Below are 23676 nucleotides of genomic sequence, written 5' to 3' on the forward strand. Positions count from 1 at the left end.
ACTCCCCTGCGGGGTCAGGCCGGCAGGAAGTCGCCGAGCAGCACGGCGAACTCCTTCGGGTCCACCAGCCGGATACCCAGCTCCTCGGCCTTCGTCCGCTTGGATCCGGCCTTCTCGCCCGCGACGACGAGGCCGGTGCGCTTGGAGACGCTGGAGGAGGACTTGCCGCCGGCGCGTTCGATCAGCTCGTTCATCTGATTGCGGCTCAGGGCCTCCAGGGGGCCGGTCATGGCACCGGTGACGACCACCGACAGGCCCGCGAGCGGACCGGCCGCCTCGGCGGTGGAGGCATCGGCCCCAGGCCCGGACCCGGACCCGGAGTCGGACGCGGTCCCCGGCGGGGGCGGCGGGGTGGCCCCGGGCTCGGTCATGTTCACCCCGGCGGCGACGAGCTTGTCGACGACAGCGGCGAGCTCGGCCAGCTCGGTGACGATGACCGGCGCCTTCTCCGCCCCGATCCCCTCGACCTGCTGCATCGCCTCCGCGTCGGCCGCCCGTACGGCGTCCATGGTGGCGAAGTGGCGGGCTATGCGACGGGACATGGAGCGTCCCGTCCCCCGGATGCCGAGGGCGCACAGAACGCGGCCGAGCGGCCGGGTGCGCGCGGTGGCGATCGCGGCCAGCAGGTTGTCCGTGCTGGTCTCACCCATCCGGTCGAGCCCGAGCAGTTGCTCCCGTGTGAGGGTGAACAGGTCGGCCACGTCCGCGACCAGGGCGGCGTCGACGAGCTGGACGATCCTGCTCGCGCCGAGCCCCTCGATGTCGAGCTGGTCGCGGCCCACCGCGTACGAGAGCGAGGCCACGAGGTGACAGTCGCGTCCGCGGACACATCGCCAGCGCTGCTCGCTGCGGTCGATCTCCGAGCCGCACTGCGGGCAGGACTCGGGGAAGTCGATCGGCTCCTCCTCACCGGTCCGCAGGTGGGCGACGGGCGCCTCGATCCGCGGAATGATGTCGCCCGCCTTGTAGACCATCACCTGGTCGCCCAGGCGCAGATCGCGGCGGGTGATGTCGGAGGGGTTGTGCAGCGTGGCGTACGTGACGGTGCTGCCGTCGATCTCCACCGGCTCCAGGACGGCGCGGGGCGCGATGACGCCGGTGCGGCCCACGTTCCACTCGACCGCGAGCAGGCGGGTGACCTTCTCCACGGCGGGGAGCTTGTACGCGATGGCCCAGCGCGGCGCGCGGGAGCCGGCGCCGGCCTCGCGCCGGTCGGCGGCGAGGTCGGCCTTGATCACGATCCCGTCGATCCCGAACGGCAGTTCGGCGCGCAGGGCGGCTATCTCGGCGACGCGGGCCAGCACCGCCTCCGTGCCGGTGACCGTGCGCCCGGGCACGGCCGTGGCACCCGAGGTGTGCAGGCCGAGGGCGACCGCCCGCGCGATCAGCTCGCTGTGGGCGAGATCGTCCAGGCCGTCCGGGTCCACGACCGCGACCTCCCCCGCGGCCGGGTCCTGGGCGTCGGCCGTGGACAGCGGGAGCATGTCGTAGGCGAAGAAGGTCATCTCCACCCGGTACGGGCGGTCCTTGGCGCGCAGCGTGCCGGCCGCCGCGTTGCGCGGGTTGGCGAACGGCTCACCGCCGTGCGCCACCCGTATGGGGTTGGCCGCCTCGAACTGCTCGGTGGTCATCAGCACTTCGCCGCGTATCTCGACCGTGACGGGCTCGGCGAGCCGCTCCGGCAGGCCCACGATCGTGCCCCTCGCGTGCGACACGTCCTCCCCGGCCGTGCCGTCGCCCCGCGTGACGAGCCGGGTCAGCCGCCCTCGCTCGTAACGGGCGGCGATCGCCAGTCCGTCGAGCTTCGGCTCGACGCTCCACCGCTCGACACCGCGGCCGATCCGGCGCTCGAGAGACGCGGCCCAGCTCGTGAACTGCTCGGCCGAGAACACGTTGTCGAGCGAGAGCATCGGCCTGGTGTGCGGTACGTCTCCGTCGGCAGCGCCCCCGGCGACCTTGCCGGTCGGGGAGTCGGCGCGCACCTCGTCGGGGTGCTGGGCCTCCCATGCCTCGATCGCCCGGCCGAGGCGGTCGTAGGCGTCGTCGTCGAGCGGGGACGTACCGCCCGCGTAGTACGCGGCGGCGGCCTGCTTGGCGTCCTCGACCGCCTGTGCGTACGCGGCGGCATCGGCAAGAACCGGAGTCGTTGTCATGGTGTCCATCGTGCCGGGCACCACTGACAATCGGCCCCGGGCGCCGACGTACGCACGCTGCCCGTCGCGTCGGGCGGACGCCACTGCTTCTTCAGCTCGGCTTCTTCAGCTCCACCAGGACTTCTTCAGCTGGGCCAGGACCTCGGCCTGATGTGCCGGGACCAGCGGACGACCAGGCGCAGCAGACAGCACAGGGTCAGCACCCACATGGCCGCGAAGACCCAGATCAGCGCGGGGTGCCCGGTCGCGACCGCGAGCACCAGGAGGCCGAGGGTCAGTACCCCGAGCAGTACGACGCCCAGCGCCGCCCGGTGTCCGCCCAAGCTGAACCTGCCGCCTCCCCCGCGACGTCCCCTGCGTCGCATGGTGCGGAGTCCGCGCTCCAGCGCCTCGTCCTCGCTGAGCGCCTCCTCGATCTCGGCCAGGATGCGCCGCTCACGCTGTGAGAGCCGGGCCTCGTCCATCGCCGACACCTCCCGGTGGACACCGGATCCGTTCCGCCCAGGCGGGTACCCCGGCGGAGCCCTTCGGACACTCGAGCGAGGCGGACCGGTAGAATCCTGAGCGGACGCGATCATTCCGGACAACCACTCGGTGGAGGGACGGGAGGAGTCGTGACGACGTCTGCGGCGGAAGCCCCGGAGCCCGGCACCAGCGGTCTCTCGGCCGAGAACAGACGCCTGCGTGCCGAACTCACCCGCCGGCATCTCATCGACCTGGCCACGGGTGTTCTCGCGGCCCAGCTCGGCGCGTCCCCCGCCGATGCGGCGGAGCACCTGGACTCCCTCTCCCATGCGACGGGCCTCGGCATCGAGGATCTCGCCGCCGACATCGTCAACGCCGTCGCCGGGACCACCGCCGCGGGTCCCGCACGCACCCCCTCGGGACGCACCGCGACCGGAGCCGAGTCCGCGATCCTTTCGGCGGACGAGCCCCCGGCCCCGCCCGTCGTGTTCAGCACCCCCGCCGAGCGGCGCACCCGGATCGCGGCCACGGCGGCCGAGACCATGGACACCGTCGGCGAGGCGGCCCGTGCCCTCCTGGAGGGCGGCCTCGTGCCGCTCGGGGCGGAGAGCCTCTGGCTCTGGCGGCGTGACGCGTCGGGTTGTCTGCGCCTGGCCGGGCACGCGGGAGTCGGGGCGGCGGAGGCGGGCGCCTGGCAGTGGATCCCCCCTGCGGCCCCTCCGGCTTTCCGCTCGGCGCTCTCCGACGGGTCGCCAGTCTGGCTGGACTCCGGCCCCGAGGACGGCGAGGTGCTGCCGGGCCCCGGGCCGCACGCGGCGCGGGCGCTGCTCCCCCTGCGCCTGCGCGGGACGACGGTGGGCCTGGCCCTGGTCGCCTGGCCGGGGCCGCGTCCGTTCGACGACGGGCTGCGCAGGGCGCTGGTGGGCCTGACGGACGTGGCCGGTACCGTCCTGGACGCGGCCGACTCGCCCCCGCCGGCCACGCCGGTCCTGGTGGACGTCCTGGACGCCCTCGTCCATCCCGCGATGCTCCTGAAGGTCGCCCCGGACAGCGCGCAGACGGCGGTCGAGCACCTCAACGAGTACGCCGTGGCGGCGCTCGGCGGCACGCCTCCCGCCGAGGACCGTTCCCTGTCGCTGCTCCTCCCCCGGGTCCACGCGGACCTCGCCCATCTCGCACGCCGCGCCCAACGGACCGCGCGCACCCAACGGCTGGCCCGGCTGCCCACGTCCGCGGACACCGGTTCGACCGACGAGGCGCCGCTCCTCGACGTACGCGTGCTGCCGGCGGGCGCCGAGCGGGCGGTGGTGCTGTGGCACGAGGCCACGGATCCGGGGCTCGCCTCGGAGCGTGCGATGTCCCGGCTGCAGAGCGTGGCCCTCTTCCAGGACAGCCTCACAGGCGGCGACACCGTCTGGTCGGAACAGGCCTATGCCGTCTTCGGCCGGGGGCGGGACGAGCCTCCCGTACCGCTGCTGGGGATGCGGGGACTCGTCCACCCGGAGGACGGCGAGGCGTTGACCGACTTGCTCAGGACGCTGGTGGAGCGGCGCACGGGCGCGCAGACGGTGCTGCGGATCGTTCTCGGCGACCGGACCGTCCGCCATGTCCGGGTGGCGGCGGAGCCGCTCCTCGACGCCGGTGCGGTCACCGGTCTCGCCGGGGTGTACCAGGACGTGTCGGCGAGCCGGCGCACCGAGGCCGCGCTGACCGCGACGTTCGACCAGCTCACCGCCGTGCGGACGCAGGCCGAGCTCAGGCACCAGATGGCCCTGCAGCTGCAGCAGGCGATCGTGCCCGAGGTCCCCGATCTGCGGGATCTTCCGGGCCTGGTGGTGGCCGCCCGTTACCGGCCCGCGGCCGAGGAGTACCGGGTGGGCGGGGACTGGTACGACGTCCAGCCGCTGCCGAGCGGGAAGGTCCTCGTCACGGTCGGCGACGTGGCGGGGCACGGCATCGACTCGGTCACCGGCATGGTGGCGCTGCGCAACGCCCAGCGCGGCCTCGCGTGTACCGGCGACTCACCGCGGCGGCTGATGGCATGGCTCAACGAGATGACGCTGCGCACCAGCGGACAGCCCACGGCGACCGCGGTGTGCGCGCTGTACGACCCCGAGGACCGCGGCCTCGTCTGGTCGAACGCCGGGCACCTGCCGCTGCTGCTCCTGCGTGACGGCGTGGCACGGCTCCTCGACCCGCCGCAGGACATCCTGCTGGGCGCGGTGCCCTCGTACGCGTATGAGGAGCGCCGCACCTCGCTGCGGCCCGGTGACACGCTGCTGCTCTACACGGACGGGCTGGTCGAACGGCGCCACGACGGGCTCGACCACGGACTCGCGCAGCTCGTCGCGGCGGCGGAACGGCTCAGTGGTTACCCGCCGGACGAGCAGGTGGAGCGGCTCCTGGGCGCGGCGACCGGAGACACGGACGACGACACGAGCATCGTCGCGGTACTCGTACGGTGACCAGTCGCGGTACTCGTACGGTGACCAGTCGCGGTACTCGTACGGTGACCAGGGGTTCGGGGCGATCCGGACGCGGTGTCATCCGGCCAGCCACTGCCGGACCTTGGCCATCAGCTCGTCGGCGTCGACGGGTTTGGCCACGTAGTCGCTGGCCCCGGCGGCCAGGGCCCGCGCCCGGTCGCCGGGCATGGCCTTGGCGGTGACGGCGATGACCGGCAGGTGGGCGCGGCCGGCCAGGTTGCGGATGGCGTCGGTGGTGGCGTACCCGTCCATGCCGGCCATCATGACGTCCATCAGGACGAGTTCGATCTCGTCGTGGGATTCGAGCAGGTCGAGGCCGGCGCGACCGCTGTCGGCCTGGAGCACCCGGACTCCGTGGCCTTCCAGCACCTCGGTGAGCGCGTAGACGTTGCGCACGTCGTCGTCGACCACGAGGACGGTGCGGCCGGCGGTCCGGGGGTCGTGTTCACCGGTGGTGCGCTCGCCCCGCCTGCCGGTGCCGGTGTCCGTGCCCCCGTCCGCGGCCACGGCGCCGGGACCGCTGGGCGCGCCCACCGGAGCCGTGCGGGGGGCGGGCAGATAGAAGGTGAACCGGCTGCCCTGGCCGGGCGTGGAGCGGACGTCGATGGCGCCGCCGAGCAGGCCGGCGACCTCGCGGCTGATGGAAAGCCCGAGTCCGGTGCCTCCGTACCGGCGGGCCGTGGTGCCGTCGCCCTGCTGGAAGGCGCCGAAGATTCCCTCCAGGCGCTCGGCGGGGATCCCCACCCCGCTGTCGCTGATGTGGAAGGCGAGCACGGGTCCGCTGCCGCGCAGCCCGGGCGGCGGCTCGTCGGCGCCCGCGTGCTCGATCGTCAGCTCGACCCCGCCCTCGTCGGTGAACTTCAGCGCGTTGGACAGCAGGTTGCGCAGGATCTGCCGCAGCCGCGACTCGTCGGTGGTCAGCTCCTCGGGCACGTCCGAGGAGACCGTGATCGAGAAGGTCAGCCCTCGCTCGTCCGCCACGGGTCCGAAGGTCGCCTCCAGATACTCCAGGAGCTGGTGGAGCGGGAAGCGTTCGGGGCGGATGTCCATCTTGCCCGCCTCGACCTTGGACAGGTCCAGGATGTCGTTGATCAGCTGGAGCAGGTCGGAGCCGGCGGAGTGGATGACCTCCGCGTAGTCGACCTGCTTCTCCGTCAGATTCCCCTCCGGGTTCTGGGCCAGCAGCCGGGCCAGGATCAGCAGGCTGTTGAGCGGGGTGCGCAGCTCGTGGCTCATGTTCGCCAGGAACTCGGACTTGTACATGGAGGTGCGGGACAGCTGCTGGGCGCGCGCCTCCAGCTCCTGACGGGCCTGTTCGATGACGAGGTTCTTGGACTCGATGTCCTTGTTGCGTTCGGCGAGCAGCGCCGCCTTCTCCTTCAGTTCGGCGTTGGAGCGCTGCAGTTCCTGCTGCCGCTCCTGCAACTCCTGGGAACTGGAGCGCAGTTCGTCGGTAAGCCGCTGGGACTGGGCGAGCAGTTCGTCGGTACGGAGGTTGGCGACGAGCGAGCTGACGACGGCTCCCGCGGTGTCCACGAACTGGTCGAGGAAGTCGCGGTGGATGGCGGTGAAGGGCCGGAGCGAGGCGAGTTCGACGGCGCCGAGGACCTGGTCCTCGACGACGATCGGCAGGATGATCAGCATGACCGGTTCGCCGGAGCCCGCCGCGGAGGCGACGGTGGCGTAACCGGCCGGCACCTGCTCCACGACGACGGTGCGCCGGTCGTGGGCGGCCTGGCCGACGAGCGACTGGCCGAGCCGGAAGCGGCGGGGCGGGAAGGCGGGGTCGTCGGGGGCTCCGTAGGAGGCGGTCACGACGAGTTCGGTGCCGCGCGCGTCGTGCCGGGCGAGGAAGAACGCGCCGTACTGGGCGGAGACCAGCGGCGGCACCTCGGTCATGATGAGTTCGGCGATGTCGGTCAGGGTGCGGGTGCCCTGCATGCGTGCGGCGATCCGGGCGATGTTCGTCTTCAGCCAGTCCTGCTCCTCGTTGGCGCGGGTGGTGGCCCGCAGCGATTCGACCATCGCGTTGATGTTGTCCCGCAGCTCGCCGACCTCGCCGGGGGCCTCGACGGTGATGGAGCGGGTGAGGTCGCCCTCGGCGACCGCGCCGGTGACCTCGGCGATGGCGCGGACCTGCCGGGTCAGGTTCCCCGCGAGTTCGTTGACGTTCTCCGTGAGCCGCTTCCAGGTCCCGGAGACTCCTTCGACCTCCGCCTGACCGCCGAGCTTGCCCTCCGTGCCGACCTCGCGGGCCACCCGCGTGACCTCGGCGGCGAAGGAGGAGAGCTGGTCGACCATGGTGTTGATGGTGGTCTTGAGCTCCAGGATCTCGCCGCGCGCGGACACGTCGATCCGGCTGGTCAGGTCGCCCTGGGCGACGGACGTGGTCACCTGGGCGATGTTGCGCACCTGGTTGGTGAGGTTGTCGGCCATGGAGTTGACGTTGTCCGTGAGGTCCTTCCAGGTGCCGGAGACGCCATGGACCGTGGCCTGACCGCCCAGCTTCCCCTCGGTACCGACCTCGCGGGCGACCCTCGTGACCTCCTCGGCGAAGGAGGACAGCCGGTCCACCATCGTGTTGATGGTCTCCTTCAGCTCCAGGATCTCGCCGCGCGCGTCGACCCGGATCTTCCGCGTGAGGTCGCCCCGGGCGACGGCGGTCGCGACCTGGGCGATGGACCTGACCTGGGAGGTCAGATTGTCGGCCATGGTGTTCACGCCGGAGGTCAGCTCGCGCCACACACCGCTCACCCGTGGCTCGCGGGCCCGGCCGCCGAGGAGTCCCTGTCCGCCGACCTCGCTGGCGACGCGGGTGACCTCGGAGGTGACCAGAGAGAGCTGGTCGACCATGTCGTTGTAGACGGCCGCGATCTCGCCGAGGATGCCTCTTGCGGAGTCGGGCAGGCGGACGGAGAGATCACCGTCGCGTACGGCGGTGAGCCCGGCGAGGAGCCTTCCCAGCCCGTCCTCGCCCAGCTGTTCCGTGGGTACGCGCGGCTCGGACGCGGGCGTTCGGGGGGAACTCTCCATCGCGGACCTCGCGCGGCGCGGATACGGCAGGGAAGCGGATCGGATCCCGCCACGGGTACGGGGTGCGCCCCGCGACGGCCTCCGCCCCGCTTCTCCACTCTAGGCACGACGGGGGCGGGCGGCAGCGTCGGCGGAGGGGGTGCCGTCGGCGGGGGCGGTTCCGTCTTCGGGAGCGGCCCGCGTCATCTCCACCTCGAACCAGACCGCCTTGCCCTCGCCGCGCGGAAGCGAGCCCCACGCCGTGGAGAGCCGTTCGAGCAGATAGAGACCATGGCCCGAGGACCGGCTCGCGACGTGTGGGCCGTGGGGGTGCGGACGTACCGGGCTGGTGTCGCTGACCTGCACCCACAGCCGGTCGTCGGTGCGGTCGAGCCGGAGTTCGTACGGGGTGCCGCCGTGCGTGTACGCGTTGGTGACGACCTCCGAGACCAGGAGCAGGACGTCCTCGACAAGGATCTCCGCCGCGCCGCCCACGTGGCCGAACCAGTCGCGGAGCGCCTGGCGGGTGAGGTCGCGACACTCCCCCACCACCCCCGGGGCCTCGCCCAGTGCGAACCGGCGTGCGGTCATCGTCATGTCACGCCGCTGCCCGGACATTCAGTGTCAAATCACCCGAAAGGGGAATGTTTCCTTCAGGACCTCGAACGACGGACCCCGCCGCCCGCCCGGTGGCGCAGGCCCAAGCCACCCGTCGAGGGAGTCTTATGTCCACCCACCACAACCCGACATCCGCGGAACCCGCCGCCGTGCGGCGCCGGGCGCTCGACGGCCTGCCCGAGATCGACCGGCCCACCGAGGTGAGCACGACGGACGCCCAGACGCTGTCCACGGCGCTCTTCACCCGCCTGGAGGGCCTGGAGGAGGGCACGCCCGAGCACGCGTACGTACGGAACACCCTGGTGGAGCTGAATCTCAGCCTCGTGAAGTTCGCGGCCCGCCGGTTCCGGAACCGGGCCGAGCCGACGGAGGACATCATCCAGGTCGGCACGATCGGCCTGATCAAGGCGATCGACCGGTTCGAGGTGGGCCGCGACGTGGAGTTCTCCGCGTTCGCGCTGCCCACGATCGTCGGCGAGATGAAACGCTTCTTCCGGGACACCAGCTGGTCCGTCCAGGTGCCGCGACGGCTCCAGGAGCTGCGGATCGAGCTTGCGAAGGCCGTCGACACCCTGGAGCAGCGTCTGGGCCGGCGTCCGACCCGGGCCGAGCTGGCGGCGTATCTGCACATCGGCGAGGAGAGAGTGGCGGAGGGCGAACAGGCGTCGAACGGCTACGTCGCCCGCTCGCTCGACACCCCGGCCGGCGACGACGAGTCGGCCGTCACCGCGGGCGCCCGGCGCCTCGGCGAGGAGGAGCGCGCGTTCGAGCTGATCGACTCGCTGGAGTCGCTCAAACCGCTGATCGCCGGGCTCGACGCGCGAGACCGCACGATCCTCGCACTCCGCTTCGGCGAGGAGCTGACCCAGGCGCAGATCGGCGAGCGGCTCGGCCTCTCGCAGATGCACATCTCGCGGCTGCTCGCCCGGATCCTGGACGAGCTCAGGGCCGGGCTCCTCGAGGACAGCGACAGCCCGCACCGGGCCTCGGCGGGGTGAGGCGGGCTCTCGTCGGGTGAGGCGGGTTCCGAGCTTCCTTGTCGAGGGAGCCGGGTTCCGGGCGCTTCCCGACCGTTCCGACGGCCGACCCATGCAGGGTCGGCCGTCGGCCGTCCCGTTCAGGGCCCGCCTTCAAGGCCCGCCGTGCCCGTTCAGTGCCCGCAAGGTGCCTGTACAGGGCTCACGGCCGGCCGTCGCGGTTCCAGGGCGGGCGGGACGGACGGCCGACCTCCAGCCACACCACCTTGCCGCGCTCGCGGGGCTCGGATCCCCAGTCCCCCGCGAGCCGGTCCAGGACCATCAGCCCGTGCCCGCCCGGCAATGACGGCGCCCGGGGCTGCCGACGCCTCGGGTGCTCAGGGTTCGCGTCGGAGACCTCCACCCGCAGGCCTCCCTGGCGATGGCGCAGAACGAGTTCCTCGGGCCCTCCCGCGTGCAGACAGGCGTTGGTGACCACCTCGGAGACCAGGAGCAGCACGTCGTCCACGCGCTCCCGGGCCTCGTCGTCCTCTGCGGGGATCCAGCCCCAGTCGGCGAGCGCCTCGGCGGTGAAGTCGCGGCAGCGCATCACCACGCCCTTGGTCCCGAACAGCACGAGGCGCCGGACCTGGCCTTCTTCCGAGGTTTTCTCGCCCACCGCTCCCTCCGTCATCGCCCGCCTAGCCGTCCGCCCGTCGATCCGTGAGCGCCTCGGCCACGTTCTCGTACACCCGGAAGACGGTCCGGGCCCCCGTGATCTCGAACATCCGGGCCACCGGCGGTCGCAGCCCGGCCAGTTCAAGGCGGCCGCCCGCCTCCAGCGCGTGGAGACGGGCCCGCAACAGCACGTTCAGTCCTGTCGAGTCGCAGAACCGCAGCCCCTCGCAGTCGACGAGGATCCGAACCGCGCCGGCCCGTTCCTCCAGCGACCCGCGCAGCGCGTCCGCGGTGTCGTGGTCGAGCTCCCCCGCGAGGGACAGCACCACGACTCCGGGCTGCGGCCCGGGTGCCGCCGTCACGCTGAACCGCTCCGACGCCATCGGGTCACCCGCCTCCTCCGCTTCCGTACAGGGGCTTCTACCCCACTCATGCCCCGGAACGCGACCTTTGCCCCATCCGGTCAGGAGCCGGGGGTCCTTCCCGGTCAGGAGCCGGGGAGTCCTTCGAGTGTCTGCCGGGACGCGGCTTTCGCCTTGCCCACGTACCGCTCGGCGGCGTGGACCGCCTCCCGTGCCGTCCTCTCCCCCATCAGCACGCACAGCGTGTACGCCGTGTCCTCGAAGCGCCTGCGGATCGCCAGGTCGCACGGCCTGGCCAGGACCGCCCTCTCCTGAGCCCGGTAGTACCGCAGCAGCCGGTCGATCGTGTTTCTGTCGGGCAGCAGCATCATGTCCTCCTGGCACACCCCCCTTCGCTCCGTCGCTCCATATTCGGGTCACCTCGTCACCTGCGCGACCCACGCAGACACACTCCGTCACGGCCGTGGCCCGGCGTGCGCGCCCGGCGGGGATGACGGATGGTCGAATCATGAAGGCGAGCGAGGGACTGAAGGTGGTCGTCACGGGCGCCACGGGCAATGTCGGGACGAGCCTGGTCCGGGCACTGGAACAGGAGCCGCGGATCGCCTCCGTCCTCGGACTCGCCCGCCGCAGACCCGCGTTGACGCTGTCGAAGACCGAGTGGGCCGAGGTCGACCTGTCGCTCGAGGGCGACGAACCCCGACTCGCGCAGTACATCGAGGACGCCGACGCGGTCGTCCATCTGGCCTGGCGCTTCCAGCCGACCCACGACCCGGCCGAGACCTGGCGGTCGAACGTCCTGGGCTCGCTGCGGGTCTTCGACGCGGTGGCGACGGCACGGGTGCCCGTCCTGGTGTGCGCCTCGTCCGTCGGGGCCTACTCCCCGGGTCCCCCGAACGGTGCCGCCGTCTCGGAGTCGTGGCCGACACACGGCTGGCCGGGCGCCGCCTACACGCGCGAGAAGGCGTATCTGGAACGGGTTCTGGACACCTTCGAGCGCGACCATCCGCAGACCCGGGTGGTGCGGATGCGGCCCTGCTTCCTCTTCAAGGAGGAGTCGGCCAGCGGGCAGCGCCGGATCTTCGCGGGCCGCTTCTTCCCGGGCGCGCTGGTCCGCCCCGACCTGCTGCCGCTCCTTCCCGAGCTGGAAGGACTCCGCTTCCAGGCGATGCACACGGACGACGCGGCCGACGCCTACCGCCGGGCGCTCGTACGGGACGTCCGGGGCGCCTTCAACCTGGCGGCGGAACCGGTGATCGACACCGCGGCCCTCGCCTCGCTCCTGGACGCCCGACCGGTGAAGATGCCGAGCGGCGCGGTACGGGGCCTGCTCTCGACGGCCTGGAAACTGCGGGTGGTACCCGCGTCCCCCGACCTCTTCGACGCCGTGCTGCGGCTGCCGCTGCTCGCCACGGAGCGCGCCCGCCGGGAGCTCGGCTGGGAGCCGTCCACGACCTCTCTGGAGGCCCTCGGCGCGTTTCTGCGCGGTGTACGGGCGGGCAGCGGCGACGAGACGGCTCCGCTCGCCGGGCGCCGTATCGGCTGACGGCTCGGCCCGGGCCGGGTCCGCATGGGCGGGAACGAATCGGGTAGCAGCGCTGTCGTACCCCATGCCTCCCACGAGGCCCTGTCCCGAGAGACGAGCACATCATGGTTTCCCTCGCCGATCCGGCGTCGGCCGTTCCGCTCCGTGAAGGTCGTACCGTCCGCCTGCTCGGACTGGCGCTCCGGTTCACCGGCCCGGGCGAGATCACACTGCCGGTGCCCGCGTCGGGGACGACGGTGGCGGACCCGTTCACGGTGAAGGAGGGCGCGGAATTCCGCGCCGTGGTGCGTTTCCAGGTCGACGGTCGGTCGGTGACCGGCCTGAAGGTGGTCGACGAGCGGAGCAAGGACGGCGTGGAGGTCGGCGGGCACGAGGTGATGCTCGGGGACTTCCGGCACGGCGGACCGTACGATCTGGAGCTTCCGCCCGAGCGTGTCCCGAGCGGCCCTCGGGCGCGCGGGGTCTACGAGGTGTCCGCCGCGCTGGTCGACGGGGCGGGGCATGTGCTCGACCGGCGGGACTACCGTTTCGAGGTCAAGAAGGACTGGGAACCGCCCTTCGCCTGACGGCTCCCGTCACCCCCGTCGCCTGACCGCTCCCATGACCCCCTTTCGCCTCACGGCTCCTGATCCCCTTTGCCTCACGGCTCCCCGCGGCCCCCTCCGCCTCACGGTCCCGTGATCCCCTTAGCCTCACGGCTCCCCGCGGCCCCGTCCGACTCTCCTCAGACGCGGTAGGCCTGCCAGTCCACGATGCTCATGGCGGCGCCCGCCGCCTCCCGGCCGCGGCAGTGGGCGCGGTGCCGGTCCGCGATGCCGTCGAGGTCGAGGTGGCGCCCGAACGCGGGCCGTGCGGCGAGGCGTTGGGCGTAGGCCCACAGGGCGGGATGGCCCGCGACGCGGTCCATGGCACCGGCGTCCAGGTGCCAGCGGTGCACGGTGTCCAGTTGGAGGAGGGTCACCCAGACATGCACGTCGGCGGCGGTGATCTCGTCGCCGAGTACGTACGGCTGCCGTGCCAGCCGTCGCTCCAGCCTGCCGAGGGCGGCGAAGAGCACGGAGAGCGGGTCGTGGTGCGCGGCCAGGTCGTCGAGGCCCAGTTCACCGGCGCGCTGCGCGGCACCGTTGACGCTGCGCTCGCACAGGTCGCCGATCGCGTCGATCTCGGCCTCACGCCCCGTCGGTAGCAGATCCGGGCCGGTGTCGCGGAAGCGCAGCGCGAGATCGCGGAGGATGTCGGGGACGTGCGTGCTGACGATCCGGCCGGTCCAGCCGTCGCTGAGCACCGGGCCGGCCGCCGGCCCGGCGTACTGATGGGCACTGGCCTCGTACAGCGGGCGCAGCGTGGCGTAACCGCCGCCAGGTGTGTCGGGGGTGGCGGGCAGCAGCGTCAGGGGAAGCGTGTCCTCGAGTCCGAGCAGGCTGTGGGTGACGGCGATGCTCAGACAGCGGGGGCAGGAGAGCGCCAGGTGGAGCCGGTAGCGGTGCGGTACGGGGTAGTGGCCGCTGCGCACGTCGCAGCCGATCCGGCCACGGAAGACGGGGGCGACGACGGACGGGGTGATGGACATGCTTCTCCCTTGGGGGTGCTCGGTGCTGGGTCACGACGGCATGCGACGGCGTCGGCGTCTGCGTCGGCACGCGCTCGGAGGCAGCAGAGATACGGGAAGGAGGTCCTGCGGAAAGGGGGCGGGAGGCTCAGACCAGGGAGCCGGCGCCCCGGAGGCTCCCACGACTCGCCGCGCTGCACACACGCAGGAGGTCGATGTGGCGGCGGGAGGTCAGGGGCAGGGAGCGAGGCAGCCGGACGGTGCGAGCCGCGTCCGTTCCCGCCGTGAGCTCCATGGTTCCCTACCTGTTCGCTCGGTTTCCCGCCCCCGAGTGTCGGGGTGGTCACGGCCCGCGTCAAGGGTGCGGACACTCCCTCGATGCACAGCCTCGGGCGTACGAATCCGGTCACCGCTGTGCGGGATAATGCGGCCATGCGCATCTCAGCCAGAGCCGACTACGCGGTGCGTGCCGCGCTTCAGCTCGCCGCCGCCCAGGACGCGGGCCCGTTGAAGGCGGAGGCGATCGCGGAGGACCAGGACATCTCCCACAAGTTCCTGGAGGGGATCCTCGGCGACATGCGCCGGGGCGGTCTGGTGCTGAGCCAGCGGGGCGGGAACGGCGGTTACTGGCTGGCCCGACCGGCCGACACGATCTCCGTCGCGGATGTGATCCGGTGCGTGGACGGCCCACTGGTGTCCGTGCGCGGGGTACGCCCTCCGGAGCTCTCGTACACCGGCCCGGCCGAGTCGCTGCTCACGCTGTGGATCGCGCTGCGCGCGAACGTGCGCCAGGTGCTCGACGGGGTGTCGCTCGCGGACGTGGCCGCGGCGAAGCTGCCGGCGGGCATCTCCGAGCTGGCGGACGACCCTGAGGCGTGGACCAACCCCTGATCGTCTCGCCCCATGGGATTGATCTGTCCATGATGCGAACGCCTGTTGGGACCTGGGCAGACCCTCTGCCAATATCCCTACTATTCCAGTGGGAATACTAGGGATCATGTGAGGTGACGTGAGAACGCCGAAGAAGTCAGCGATACGGCCCACCTCCGGACCGGCCGACCGCCCGGCCGACGACGAGATCTGGCCCCGCGTCACCCGAGAGCTCGCCGACGACCTCGCGGTCGACGCGCCGGCCAGGGACCGGGCCGGCAAGCCCCCCTTCGACGAGGTGGCCCGGCTGCGGGAAGCCGGCCTGCCCGCGCTGCTCACCCCGCCGGGGCCGAGCCGCCGTGGCGCCGACTGGCGGGCCGCCTGTGCGGTGATCCGTGAGATATCCGCCGCGGACAGCTCGATCGGCGAACTCCTCGCCCACCACTACGTGTTGTCGTGGACCGCCCGCTTCCTCTCGGGAGGCGGCGGCGCGCCGGGCACACCGGAGAGTCTCGAGGACCGCACGACACAGGAGCGGTGGCTGCTCGCCGGTGGCATCGAACCGTCGCGGACGGGCGCCGAGCCCGAGCTCACCCTCACCCCGTCCGACGACGGTTACGTCCTCGACGGGCGTCGCTCCTTCTCGTCCGGCGTCGCCGTCGCCGACCGCCTGATCGTGGGGGCCCGGTGTACCGGGAGCGGGGACCTCCTGGTCGCGCTGGTGGATCCCGCGGATCCTGCGGTGTTCACCGACGCCGCCACCGACCGGATCGGCCAGCGCCTCGCCGGCGCCGGCACCGTGACCTTCGACCAGGTCCCGGTGGACGCCCGGGACATCCTGGGCGCGCTCCCCCGGGACGAGCACGCCGTGGCCCCCTTCACTACGCTGGCCCCGCTCGCCCTGCGGCTGCTCCTGGTCCACGTCGGCCTCGGGATCGCCGAGGGAGCGCTCGCTGAGGCCCGGGACATCAGCCGCGCCGCCCAGGCCGCGCCGCCGCCCGCCGACCCGCGCGCCGACGCCGACGCCTACCCGGTGGGCGGCGGGGAGGACCCGTACCTCCTGCTGGCGTACGGGGAGTTGGCCACCGCGGCGCACGCCGCCGCGGCGGTCGTGGAGCGGGCGACGGAGGCCCTGGCGCGCGGTCTCGTCGCGGAGCGGTCGCTCGGGGTCGAGGAACGCGCCGACATCGCCGTGCTTGTCGCCGCGGCCGAGGCCGTGACCGGCGGATCGGCGGTCCGGATCACCACGCGGATCCTCGAACTCGTCGACACCACGGAGGCCGCCGACACCGCGGGCGGCGGACCGGGCTTCGACCGCTTCTGGCGCAACGCACGTACCCTCACGGCCCATTCGTCCCCGGCCCACCGGCTCCGCGACATCGGCGACCACTACCTCAACGGCACCCATCCGCGGCTCACCCTGCGGGCGTGAGCCGCGGATCCCGTCCGGTCGCGGGCAGTCGACACGGGGCGCGCGACGTCGATGTCGGTGAAGACCGGGCCGCCGTCGCCGAGGCTCAGGTCGGGGCGAGCGGAGGCGGCGGACGGAGGACCGACGTACCGTCATGTGGGGACGTCCGGCCCTCTCGTCGTGCGGCCGACGGGCCCACGCCGAAGGAAGAGGGTCCGGTGAAGGGGCCGGGCCCGCCGCGGAGTGACGGAGGCAGCCTGATGAGTCGAGAGATCGTCGCGGGAGTGGACGGGTCGCCCGAGAGTCTCGCGGCGGCCGAGTGGGCCGCCCGCGAGGCACGACGCCGGGGCTGGTCCCTGCGCCTGGTCCACGCCTGGCGCTGGGAAGCGCTCGACCTCCCGATCGGGCAGGACCGGGCGAGCCAGGAGCGGATGGCCGACGAGGTGCTGCGGGAGGCCGAGTCGGCGGTCGCCGAGCGGCATCCCGGCCTCGCCCTCACCGCCGAGGTGCTGCCCGACACCCCGGTCGACGCGCTGGTGAGCACCGAGGAGGGGGCCGAGATGCTCGTCATCGGCTCGCGCGGGCATGGGGCGCTGGCCGGCTTCCTGCTCGGTTCCCACGGGCAGCAGATCATAGCGGCCGCCCACCGGCCGGTGGTGGCGGTGCGCTCGCGGGAGGGCGAAGGCGGCGGGGCTGAACCGAAGGGCGGCGAGATCGTCGTCGGTCAGCTGGGCGGGGCCGAGGACAGCGCGCCGGCGCTGCGCTTCGCCTTCGAGACGGCGGCGGCCCGGGGCGCTTCCGTCCGCGCGGTACGGGCGTGGAGCCTGCCGTCGCTGTACGCGTACAGCCCCACCTCCACGAAGCTGGCGGACGCCGACGAGGCCGGCGGCCCCGTCCCGTACGAGGAGAAGGCGCTGCGTGAGGCGCTGGCGCCCTGGCGGGAGCGGTTCCCCGAGGTAGGGGTCGCCGAGCACGTGGAGATCGGCAGCGCGGGGCAGGTGCTGCTCGGAGCGTCGGGCATCGCCCAGCTCCTGGTGGTCGGGCGGCGGGCGCGGCGCGGGGCGATCGGGCCCCGGATCGGTTCGGTGGCCCATGCGGCGCTGCACCTGGCTCCGTGCCCGGTGGCGGTCGTTCCGCACGAGTGAGTCGGTGACGCACGCCGTTGACGAAGTGTGTCGACAGGTCGGGGGCCGGAAAGTGTTACGACCGCCGCCCCGGCGGCTCTCCCCTGTGCCGGACCGTCCGGTGGACTCGGAGAAGAGAGCGGAGCCCATGCAGCACCACGACGCGCGCAGCCCCGACGACCGACGGACGGACGGCGGCAGGCACCGCAGAGGAGGGGGAGCGGGTGCGGGCCGGCACGTGCGCCGCGTGCCGTCGTTCCGTGCCGTTGTGACCGTCGCGGGTACGACGACGGTCGTCCTCACCGTCGTGGCCGGGGCGTACATGGCCTCCCGGAGCACGCCGGACGATGCGGGCGCCCGTCCGGAAGCGGCCGCCCTGTCGCAGGTGGCTCCTCTTCACGCGGGATCCGTCCCGTCCGCCGTGCCCTCGGATCGGACGACGACGCCGCCCGCCGCGCCCCCGTCTGTGTCGGCGTCGGCCTCCGCGTCCGCCCGCCCCACGCCGGTCCAGCAGTCGGCGACCACACCGCCCGCGCCGCGGAACGCGGCGGCACCGGCGGCCCTGGCGCCCGCCGTCGGGAAGACGGACCAGTACATCGCCCAAGTGGTCTCGCTCGCCAACGACGAACGGGAGAGGGCGGGTTGTGGCCCGCTCCGCTCCAACAGCCGGCTGCGGAAGGCTGCCCAGGCACACGCGAACGACATGGCGACGCGCGACTACTACGAACACCGCAGCCCGGAGGGCCGGGACGCGGGCGACCGGATCAAGGCCGCCGGGTACGCGTGGGACAGCTGGGCCGAGAACATCCACCGTGGCCCGAAGACCCCCGCCAAGGCGATGGAGGACTGGATGAACAGCGACGGGCACCGCCGCAACATCCTCAACTGCTCGTTCAAGGACATCGGCGTCGGGGTGGCGCTGGCCTCCAACGGCCCGTGGTGGGTACAGAACTTCGGTACCGGGCGCTGACCGGGACACGGCTCCGGGCGGTGGGGGTTCAGGACGCGGGCGAGGCCAGCTTCTGCACCCACACCGTGCCGTCGGGGCCGGACACGGCCGCGACTCCCGTGTGCCGGTAACGGCAGTCCAGCATGTTCTCCTGGTGCATCGCACCGTCCATCCAGCCGTCGAAGACGGCGGCGGGGTCGGTCGTGCCGCGCGCCAGGTTCTCGGCCCAGGCGGACCAGGCGTATCCGGCCGACGACATCCGCGCGCCGGCGAACTCTCCCTCGGGGCTGCTGTGCGCGTAGTAGCCGCGCCGGACCATGTCCCGGGCGTAGGCGCGGGCGGCCTCGGCGAGCCGGGGATCCGTCCGCAGCGGCCCGCAGCCCTCCTCCGCACGACGCTGGTTCACCAGCCGGGTCAGCCGCTCCTCGACGGTGACCGTCCGTGTCGGGGTGGGCGTCGGGGTCGGTGTCGGGGTGGGTGAGGGGGTGGTGGGGCTCGGCGGGGGCGGGGTCGTCGGCGCCGGGGGCGGCGCCGCCGCGGGCGTGGCGGGCGTGTGCTTGCGTGCCTCCGGCTCGGACGGTACGAGCAGGATGAGCCCGCCCAGTACACCGAGGGCCACCGCTCCCGCGACCCAGGCCCGCCGCAGAGAACCCCCGGCCCCGCTCGCCACCGGCCCCGCGCCCACCTGGTCCACCGCCGGCTCCAGCGGCCCACCCGCGTAAGGCGTCGGGTCGGCTCCCGTGCTCCCGTACAGGCTTGCGTCGGGCCCAGTGCGCTCGTACGGGATCGGGTCGGCCCCCGCGCCCCCGTACGAGACCGGATCGGGTCCCGTGCTCCCGTACGACGTCGGGTCCGGAGCGTCCGACGCCCAGGCGGCGGCCTGGGTGTCCGGACGGGCCGAGGCCCAGAGCAGCAGCGGCGGCACCAGGCCGAGGCCCACCAGGAGCCCCTCGGCGGGGGCGAGGCCCGAGCGGGTGCGGCCGCAGTGGGCGCAGGTCGTCACGTGGCGGGCTATGCGTTTGCGCCAGACGGGCGCCGGACGGCCGTTCCAGCCCGCGGTCACCCGGGCCAGTTCCGCGCAGGGCGGCTGCGCGCCGAGGGCCCGGACGATGGCCCGGCCGGTCTCCAGCCGGTCCTTCATCCGCTGCACGCGGACGGCCGCGTGCGCGGGGGTGACGGCCAGGGCCTCGGCGAGCTCCGCGCGGCTCAGCTCACCGCCCGCCTCGAGCCACCACAGGGCGAGAAGTTCGCGATCGGTCTCGTCGAGCCAGCGGGTCGCCTCGGCGACCTCGCGCCGCTGCCCGGAGAGGCCGAGCCGCAGAATGGTGAGGTCGACGAAGTCTCCGGCGGGGTCGGCGAGCTCCGTCGCGCGGTCGAGACCGGGCAGCGGACCCGCCTGCCGCTCCCGCCACCGCCGGCGGACCTGGTTCATCGCGATCGCGACCAGCCAGGACCGGAAGCGCTCGGGGTCACGCAGCCCGGGCAGTCCGTCCAGGGCGCGGAACATGGTCTCCTGCACGATGTCGTCGACATCGGCGTGCCCGTCGAGCGCGCGGCCGACGATGTTGTAGACGAGCGGAAGGTACGCGCGTATCAGCCGCTCACCGGCGTGCCGGTCCCCGGCCGCGGCCGCCGCCACCAGTGCGGCCGTGCCGTGCTCGTCGCTGTGCATCCTGCCTGCTCCCTCGTACGTGGGTCTGTTCGTCCCCGTGGTGAGGAGACCCGTGGGCGCGGGTGGGATAACACTTCGCGACGATGTTTATGCCGGTGGGTGCGGCATGTACGGCACGGTGGCCGCGTTCCCCGCTCGTACGGCCTCGACCGCGGCCTCGTGGAGCTCGCGGCTCTCCTGCTCGGTGGCGCACGGAACCGGACTGCCCGACATCGTGAACCAGTCGGACGCGCCGCTGTACTGCACGGCCACGCGTGCTTCGCCCTCTGCCCAGGTGGTGTGCACGGTCAGGTCGCCCGTGACCGCACCGACTTCGTCGGTGAGCACCCCACCGCGCCCGGTGTAGACGCCGGGGGTCGTCCATGATGCCCAGCTCATCCATCCAGGTTCACACCGGGATGCCACATCCGCCACCGACGGGACCGCCCCGGCCGGAGGAATTCCGGCCGGGGCGGAACAGCTGTCGCGCCGGAATCAGGCGAGGGACGCGATGGCCTCGTTGAAGGTGGCGGACGGACGCATCACGGCCGCGGCCTTGGCCGGGTCGGGCTGGTAGTAGCCACCGATCTCGGCCGGGGAGCCCTGCACCGCGTTGAGCTCGGAGACGATGGTCTCCTCCTGCTCGGTCAGGGTCTTGGCCAGACCGGCGAAGGCCTCCGCGAGCTGCGCGTCGTCGGTCTGCTTGGCCAGCTCCTGGGCCCAGTACATGGCCAGGTAGAAGTGGCTGCCGCGGTTGTCGATACCACCGACGCGACGGGTCGGCGACTTGTCCTCGTTGAGGAAGGTGCCGGTGGCGCGGTCGAGGGTGTCGGCGAGGACCTGGGCGCGGGCGTTGCCCGTGGTGGTCGCCAGGTGCTCGAAGCTGGCGGCCAGGGCGAAGAACTCGCCGAGGGAGTCCCAGCGGAGGTAGTTCTCCTTGACGAGCTGCTGGACGTGCTTCGGGGCGGAGCCGCCGGCGCCCGTCTCGAACAGGCCGCCGCCGGCCATCAGCGGGACGACCGAGAGCATCTTGGCGCTGGTGCCCAGCTCCAGGATCGGGAAGAGGTCGGTCAGGTAGTCACGCAGCACGTTGCCGGTGACCGAGATGGTGTCCTCGCCGCGGCGGATGCGCTCCAGGGAGAACTTCGTCGCCTCGACCGGGGAGAGGATCTTGATCTCCAGGCCCTCGGTGTCGTGCTCCGGCAGGTACTGCTTCACCTTGGCGATCAGCTGGGCGTCGTGCGCGCGGGTCTCGTCCAGCCAGAAGACGGCCGGGGAGCCGGTGGCGCGGGCGCGGGTCACGGCGAGCTTGACCCAGTCCTGGACCGGCAGGTCCTTGGTCTGGCAGGCGCGGAAGATGTCGCCCTCAGCGACCTCCTGCTCCAGGACGACGTTGCCGGCGGCGTCGACGAGGCGGACGGTGCCGGCCGCGGCGATCTCGAAGGTCTTGTCGTGGGAGCCGTACTCCTCGGCCTTCTGCGCCATCAGACCGACGTTGGGGACGGAGCCCATGGTCGACGGGTCGAAGGCGCCGTTCGCGCGGCAGTCCTCAATGACGGCCTGGTAGACGCCGGCGTAGCTGCTGTCCGGGAGGACGGCGAGGGTGTCGGCCTCCTGGCCGTCCGGGCCCCACATGTGGCCGGAGGTGCGGATCATGGCCGGCATGGAGGCGTCGACGATGACGTCGGACGGCACGTGCAGGTTGGTGATGCCCTTGTCGGAGTCGACCATGGCGAGGGCCGGACCATCGGCGATCTCGGCATCGAAGGACGCCTTGATCTCGGCGCCGTTCGGCAGGGCGGCCAGGCCGTTGAGGATTCCGCCGAGGCCGTCGTTCGGGGAGAGGCCCGCGGCGGCGAGCGCCGCACCGTGCGCGGCGAAGGTCTTCGGGAAGAAGGCGCGCACGACGTGGCCGAAGACGATCGGGTCGGAGACCTTCATCATCGTGGCCTTGAGGTGCACGGAGAAGAGCACGTCGTCGGCCTTGGCGCGGGCGATCTGCTCGCTGAGGAAGGTGCGCAGGGCGGCGACGTGCATGACGGAGGCGTCGACGACCTCACCGGCGAGGACGGGGACCGACTCGCGCAGGACGGTGGTGGTGCCGTCGGCGGCGACGTGCTCGATGCGCAGCGCGCCGTTCTCGGTGACGACGGTGGACTTCTCGGTGGAGCGGAAGTCGTTCTCGCCCATGGTGGCGACGTTGGTCTTCGAGTCGGAGGACCAGGCGCCCATGCGGTGCGGGTGCGTCTTGGCGTAGTTCTTGACCGAGCCGGGGGCGCGGCGGTCGGAGTTGCCCTCGCGCAGGACCGGGTTGACGGCGCTGCCCTTGACCTTGTCGTACCGGGCGCGGACGTCCTTGTCCTCGTCGGTCTGCGGGTCGTCCGGGTAGTCCGGGAGGGCGTAGCCCTGCGCCTGGAGCTCGGCGATCGCGGCCTTCAGCTGCGGGATGGACGCCGAGATGTTCGGCAGCTTGATGATGTTGGCCTCGGGCGTCTTGGCGAGCGCGCCGAGCTCGGCGAGGGCGTCCTCGATCCGCTGGCCCTCTTCGAGACGCTCGGGGAAGCCGGCGATGATGCGCCCGGCCAGGGAGATGTCACGGGTCTCGACATTGACCCCGGCCGTCGAGGCATAGGCCTGGATCACGGGGAGGAACGAGTACGTCGCCAGGGCGGGCGCCTCGTCAGTGTGGGTGTAGATGATGGTCGAGTCAGTCACCGGGTGTGCTCCGCTCCACGTCTGCGTCTGCGAGATTGCTCGACATCAAGATATCTCGTGATCGGCCTCGGTGGGAAAGGGCCCCGTCGGCTCGGTGACGAGCGTGCCCGTGAGCCGGTACGAGGTGGGGTTCGCGTCCAGGTCGACGTGGCGCAGCAGGGCGAGGAGCAGGAGCGTGGCCGCCGCGCTCGCCCCGGCGGCGAGGGCGTGTCCGGCCTGGTAGGCGAGGCGGGGGAGGTCCGGGTCGGTGGGCTGCAGGACGAACATGGAGTCGACGAGCAGGACGATTCCGATGCCGAGGCCGCACACCGCGGTGAGAGCGAGGGGCACGAGCACCAGGAGCGTGCGCGGTGGGAGGGGGCGCCTGCGCGCGGGGCCCACCCGGCCGCGGCGGGCGAGGACCGCGACGAGCCCGCAGACCACGGCGAGGACGAGCAGGTCGGCGCCGATCGTGTCGCTGGGCCGGTGCCACCCGGCGGCCACGGTGTACGCGCCCACGGCCGCCGCCCACAGCCCGCACAGGCCCACGGCGAGGCCGCGCGCCCGGTGCGGGACGACGAGGGCGAGGCCGAACATCACGCTCATCGCGATCGTGGTGTGGCCGCTCGGGAAGCTGTTGGGCAGGAGGTGCGGGGGCGCGTCGACCAGGTCGGGGCGGAAGAGGACGTAGCGCTTGAGCGCCTCGGTGAGGACCAGCGAGAGGCCGACGGTGCCCAGTGCGACGACCGTGAGCCCGTACCGCCGGCGCAGCATCCCGATGGCGGTCAGCACCAGCAGGGCGACGGCGAGGGAGTACACGGCGATGTGCTGCAGGCTGTGGTTCGCCTCGTGTGCGGCGGCCAGCGTCCCGTCGGTGAGCCGACCGGCGAGCACCGCGTTCTCCCAGCGCTGGCCTGTCGCGGTGAGCACGAGCCCGGCGTAGACGACCGCGAACAGCAGGACCGCGCCGAGACAGGCTCGCCGCATTCTTTTGCGTACGCGGGTGCTGAAGGAGTCGGCCGCTTCACCGGCCACGGCGGCGTACCACCACGTGCCGGTCTCCAGCGACTGCGTGCTGCCGTCGATACGGAGCCTGTCGTAGGGAGCCATGCTCCGATTCGAACCCGGCGGTGGCCCGCGCGCCCGCTGGGC

The 23676-nt window shown here is 72.6% G+C and carries 20 protein-coding genes; 8 read left to right on the forward strand and 12 right to left on the reverse strand.

Translation table 11 applies throughout. From position 1 onward, the window contains the following. Window positions 1-14: 14 nt before the first annotated feature. Together ligA and ABZ939_RS26165 are read right to left on the reverse strand one after the other, a co-directional pair. A complete protein-coding gene (ligA, locus tag ABZ939_RS26160; RefSeq protein WP_361859840.1) occupies window positions 15-2162 on the reverse strand; it encodes an NAD-dependent DNA ligase LigA in 2148 nt (715 codons plus the stop codon). 116 nt (window positions 2163-2278) lie between these two features. Further along, window positions 2279-2617: a hypothetical protein gene (locus ABZ939_RS26165; protein WP_361859843.1), complete on the reverse strand. Its 339-nt coding sequence runs from the start codon at window positions 2615-2617 to the stop codon at window positions 2279-2281. Between the two features lie 150 nt (window positions 2618-2767). Here ABZ939_RS26165 and ABZ939_RS26170 point away from each other — a divergent pair, with 150 nt between their 5' ends. After that, window positions 2768-5083: a SpoIIE family protein phosphatase gene (locus ABZ939_RS26170; protein ID WP_361859846.1), complete on the forward strand. Its 2316-nt coding sequence runs from the start codon at window positions 2768-2770 to the stop codon at window positions 5081-5083. 78 nt (window positions 5084-5161) lie between these two features. Here ABZ939_RS26170 and ABZ939_RS26175 read toward each other — a convergent pair whose 3' ends face one another. Together ABZ939_RS26175 and ABZ939_RS26180 are read right to left on the reverse strand one after the other, a co-directional pair. Continuing rightward, window positions 5162-8137 (reverse strand): HAMP domain-containing protein, encoded by a 2976-nt coding sequence (locus ABZ939_RS26175; protein WP_361859849.1) that lies wholly within the window; start codon window positions 8135-8137, stop codon window positions 5162-5164. Between the two features lie 99 nt (window positions 8138-8236). After that, window positions 8237-8713, reverse strand: coding sequence for an ATP-binding protein (locus tag ABZ939_RS26180; RefSeq protein ID WP_361859852.1), 477 nt, complete (start codon window positions 8711-8713; stop codon window positions 8237-8239). 128 nt (window positions 8714-8841) lie between these two features. Between ABZ939_RS26180 and ABZ939_RS26185 the strand changes: the two genes are divergently transcribed. Then, the gene (locus ABZ939_RS26185) at window positions 8842-9732 is read left to right on the forward strand and encodes a SigB/SigF/SigG family RNA polymerase sigma factor (RefSeq protein WP_361859855.1); all 891 of its coding nucleotides are present in this window, start codon (window positions 8842-8844) and stop codon (window positions 9730-9732) included. 181 nt (window positions 9733-9913) lie between these two features. Here the strand turns inward: ABZ939_RS26185 and ABZ939_RS26190 are convergent, their stop codons facing one another. From ABZ939_RS26190 to ABZ939_RS26200, 3 genes are all read right to left on the reverse strand, one after another. Then, on the reverse strand, window positions 9914-10369 hold the full coding sequence (locus ABZ939_RS26190) for an ATP-binding protein (protein ID WP_361859858.1): 456 nt from the start codon (window positions 10367-10369) through the stop codon (window positions 9914-9916). Between the two features lie 22 nt (window positions 10370-10391). Next, entirely contained in the window at window positions 10392-10751 is a 360-nt protein-coding gene (locus ABZ939_RS26195) for an STAS domain-containing protein (RefSeq protein ID WP_361859860.1), read from the reverse strand. 104 nt (window positions 10752-10855) lie between these two features. Beyond that, on the reverse strand, window positions 10856-11101 hold the full coding sequence (locus ABZ939_RS26200) for a DUF5133 domain-containing protein (RefSeq protein ID WP_361859863.1): 246 nt from the start codon (window positions 11099-11101) through the stop codon (window positions 10856-10858). 137 nt (window positions 11102-11238) lie between these two features. On the opposite strand from ABZ939_RS26200, the gene ABZ939_RS26205 reads away from it, so the two are divergent. Both ABZ939_RS26205 and ABZ939_RS26210 read left to right on the forward strand, forming a co-directional pair. Next, entirely contained in the window at window positions 11239-12276 is a 1038-nt protein-coding gene (locus tag ABZ939_RS26205) for an NAD-dependent epimerase/dehydratase family protein (RefSeq protein ID WP_361859866.1), read from the forward strand. 104 nt (window positions 12277-12380) lie between these two features. Then, window positions 12381-12842: a hypothetical protein gene (locus ABZ939_RS26210; RefSeq protein ID WP_361859869.1), complete on the forward strand. Its 462-nt coding sequence runs from the start codon at window positions 12381-12383 to the stop codon at window positions 12840-12842. Window positions 12843-13000: 158 nt separating this feature from the next. Here ABZ939_RS26210 and ABZ939_RS26215 read toward each other — a convergent pair whose 3' ends face one another. Beyond that, entirely contained in the window at window positions 13001-13846 is an 846-nt protein-coding gene (locus ABZ939_RS26215) for a glutathione S-transferase C-terminal domain-containing protein (protein WP_361859872.1), read from the reverse strand. Window positions 13847-14257: 411 nt separating this feature from the next. Here ABZ939_RS26215 and ABZ939_RS26220 point away from each other — a divergent pair, with 411 nt between their 5' ends. The 4 genes from ABZ939_RS26220 (at window position 14258) to ABZ939_RS26235 (ending at window position 18200) form a co-directional block, all read left to right on the forward strand. Beyond that, the gene (locus ABZ939_RS26220; RefSeq protein WP_361859875.1) at window positions 14258-14716 is read left to right on the forward strand and encodes an Rrf2 family transcriptional regulator; all 459 of its coding nucleotides are present in this window, start codon (window positions 14258-14260) and stop codon (window positions 14714-14716) included. Window positions 14717-14834: 118 nt separating this feature from the next. After that, entirely contained in the window at window positions 14835-16127 is a 1293-nt protein-coding gene (locus ABZ939_RS26225) for an acyl-CoA dehydrogenase (protein WP_361859878.1), read from the forward strand. Between the two features lie 239 nt (window positions 16128-16366). Continuing rightward, window positions 16367-17251: a universal stress protein gene (locus ABZ939_RS26230; protein WP_361859881.1), complete on the forward strand. Its 885-nt coding sequence runs from the start codon at window positions 16367-16369 to the stop codon at window positions 17249-17251. A 127-nt stretch (window positions 17252-17378) separates the two neighbouring features. Then, entirely contained in the window at window positions 17379-18200 is an 822-nt protein-coding gene (locus tag ABZ939_RS26235; RefSeq protein WP_361859884.1) for a CAP domain-containing protein, read from the forward strand. Window positions 18201-18228: 28 nt separating this feature from the next. Here the strand turns inward: ABZ939_RS26235 and ABZ939_RS26240 are convergent, their stop codons facing one another. The 4 genes from ABZ939_RS26240 to ABZ939_RS26255 all read right to left on the reverse strand — a co-directional run bounded on the left by ABZ939_RS26240 (window position 18229) and on the right by ABZ939_RS26255 (window position 23634). Further along, window positions 18229-19851: a sigma-70 family RNA polymerase sigma factor gene (locus ABZ939_RS26240; protein ID WP_361859887.1), complete on the reverse strand. Its 1623-nt coding sequence runs from the start codon at window positions 19849-19851 to the stop codon at window positions 18229-18231. 87 nt (window positions 19852-19938) lie between these two features. Further along, window positions 19939-20229: a hypothetical protein gene (locus ABZ939_RS26245; RefSeq protein WP_361859890.1), complete on the reverse strand. Its 291-nt coding sequence runs from the start codon at window positions 20227-20229 to the stop codon at window positions 19939-19941. 96 nt (window positions 20230-20325) lie between these two features. Then, window positions 20326-22545 carry an NADP-dependent isocitrate dehydrogenase gene (locus tag ABZ939_RS26250; protein ID WP_361859893.1) on the reverse strand — a complete coding sequence of 740 codons (2220 nt, stop codon included), beginning with the start codon at window positions 22543-22545 and terminating at the stop codon, window positions 20326-20328. Between the two features lie 45 nt (window positions 22546-22590). Beyond that, window positions 22591-23634, reverse strand: a complete 1044-nt coding sequence (locus ABZ939_RS26255; RefSeq protein WP_361859896.1) for a phosphatase PAP2 family protein — start codon at window positions 23632-23634, stop codon at window positions 22591-22593. Between the last annotated feature and the right edge of the window lie 42 nt (window positions 23635-23676).

The organism is Streptomyces sp. NPDC046712 (assembly GCF_040645695.1).
Classification (GTDB): domain Bacteria; phylum Actinomycetota; class Actinomycetes; order Streptomycetales; family Streptomycetaceae; genus Streptomyces.

Coding starts and splice junctions, on each gene's coding strand:
- ligA (WP_361859840.1), bottom strand. CDS start 2,162: ATGGACACCATGACAACGACTCCGGTTCTTGCCGATGCCGCCGCGTAC.
- ABZ939_RS26165 (WP_361859843.1), bottom strand. CDS start 2,617: ATGGACGAGGCCCGGCTCTCACAGCGTGAGCGGCGCATCCTGGCCGAG.
- ABZ939_RS26175 (WP_361859849.1), bottom strand. CDS start 8,137: ATGGAGAGTTCCCCCCGAACGCCCGCGTCCGAGCCGCGCGTACCCACG.
- ABZ939_RS26180 (WP_361859852.1), bottom strand. CDS start 8,713: ATGACGATGACCGCACGCCGGTTCGCACTGGGCGAGGCCCCGGGGGTG.
- ABZ939_RS26185 (WP_361859855.1), top strand. CDS start 8,842: ATGTCCACCCACCACAACCCGACATCCGCGGAACCCGCCGCCGTGCGG.
- ABZ939_RS26195 (WP_361859860.1), bottom strand. CDS start 10,751: ATGGCGTCGGAGCGGTTCAGCGTGACGGCGGCACCCGGGCCGCAGCCC.
- ABZ939_RS26200 (WP_361859863.1), bottom strand. CDS start 11,101: ATGATGCTGCTGCCCGACAGAAACACGATCGACCGGCTGCTGCGGTAC.
- ABZ939_RS26205 (WP_361859866.1), top strand. CDS start 11,239: ATGAAGGCGAGCGAGGGACTGAAGGTGGTCGTCACGGGCGCCACGGGC.
- ABZ939_RS26210 (WP_361859869.1), top strand. CDS start 12,381: ATGGTTTCCCTCGCCGATCCGGCGTCGGCCGTTCCGCTCCGTGAAGGT.
- ABZ939_RS26215 (WP_361859872.1), bottom strand. CDS start 13,846: ATGTCCATCACCCCGTCCGTCGTCGCCCCCGTCTTCCGTGGCCGGATC.
- ABZ939_RS26220 (WP_361859875.1), top strand. CDS start 14,258: ATGCGCATCTCAGCCAGAGCCGACTACGCGGTGCGTGCCGCGCTTCAG.
- ABZ939_RS26230 (WP_361859881.1), top strand. CDS start 16,367: ATGAGTCGAGAGATCGTCGCGGGAGTGGACGGGTCGCCCGAGAGTCTC.
- ABZ939_RS26235 (WP_361859884.1), top strand. CDS start 17,379: ATGCAGCACCACGACGCGCGCAGCCCCGACGACCGACGGACGGACGGC.
- ABZ939_RS26240 (WP_361859887.1), bottom strand. CDS start 19,851: ATGCACAGCGACGAGCACGGCACGGCCGCACTGGTGGCGGCGGCCGCG.
- ABZ939_RS26245 (WP_361859890.1), bottom strand. CDS start 20,229: ATGAGCTGGGCATCATGGACGACCCCCGGCGTCTACACCGGGCGCGGT.
- ABZ939_RS26255 (WP_361859896.1), bottom strand. CDS start 23,634: ATGGCTCCCTACGACAGGCTCCGTATCGACGGCAGCACGCAGTCGCTG.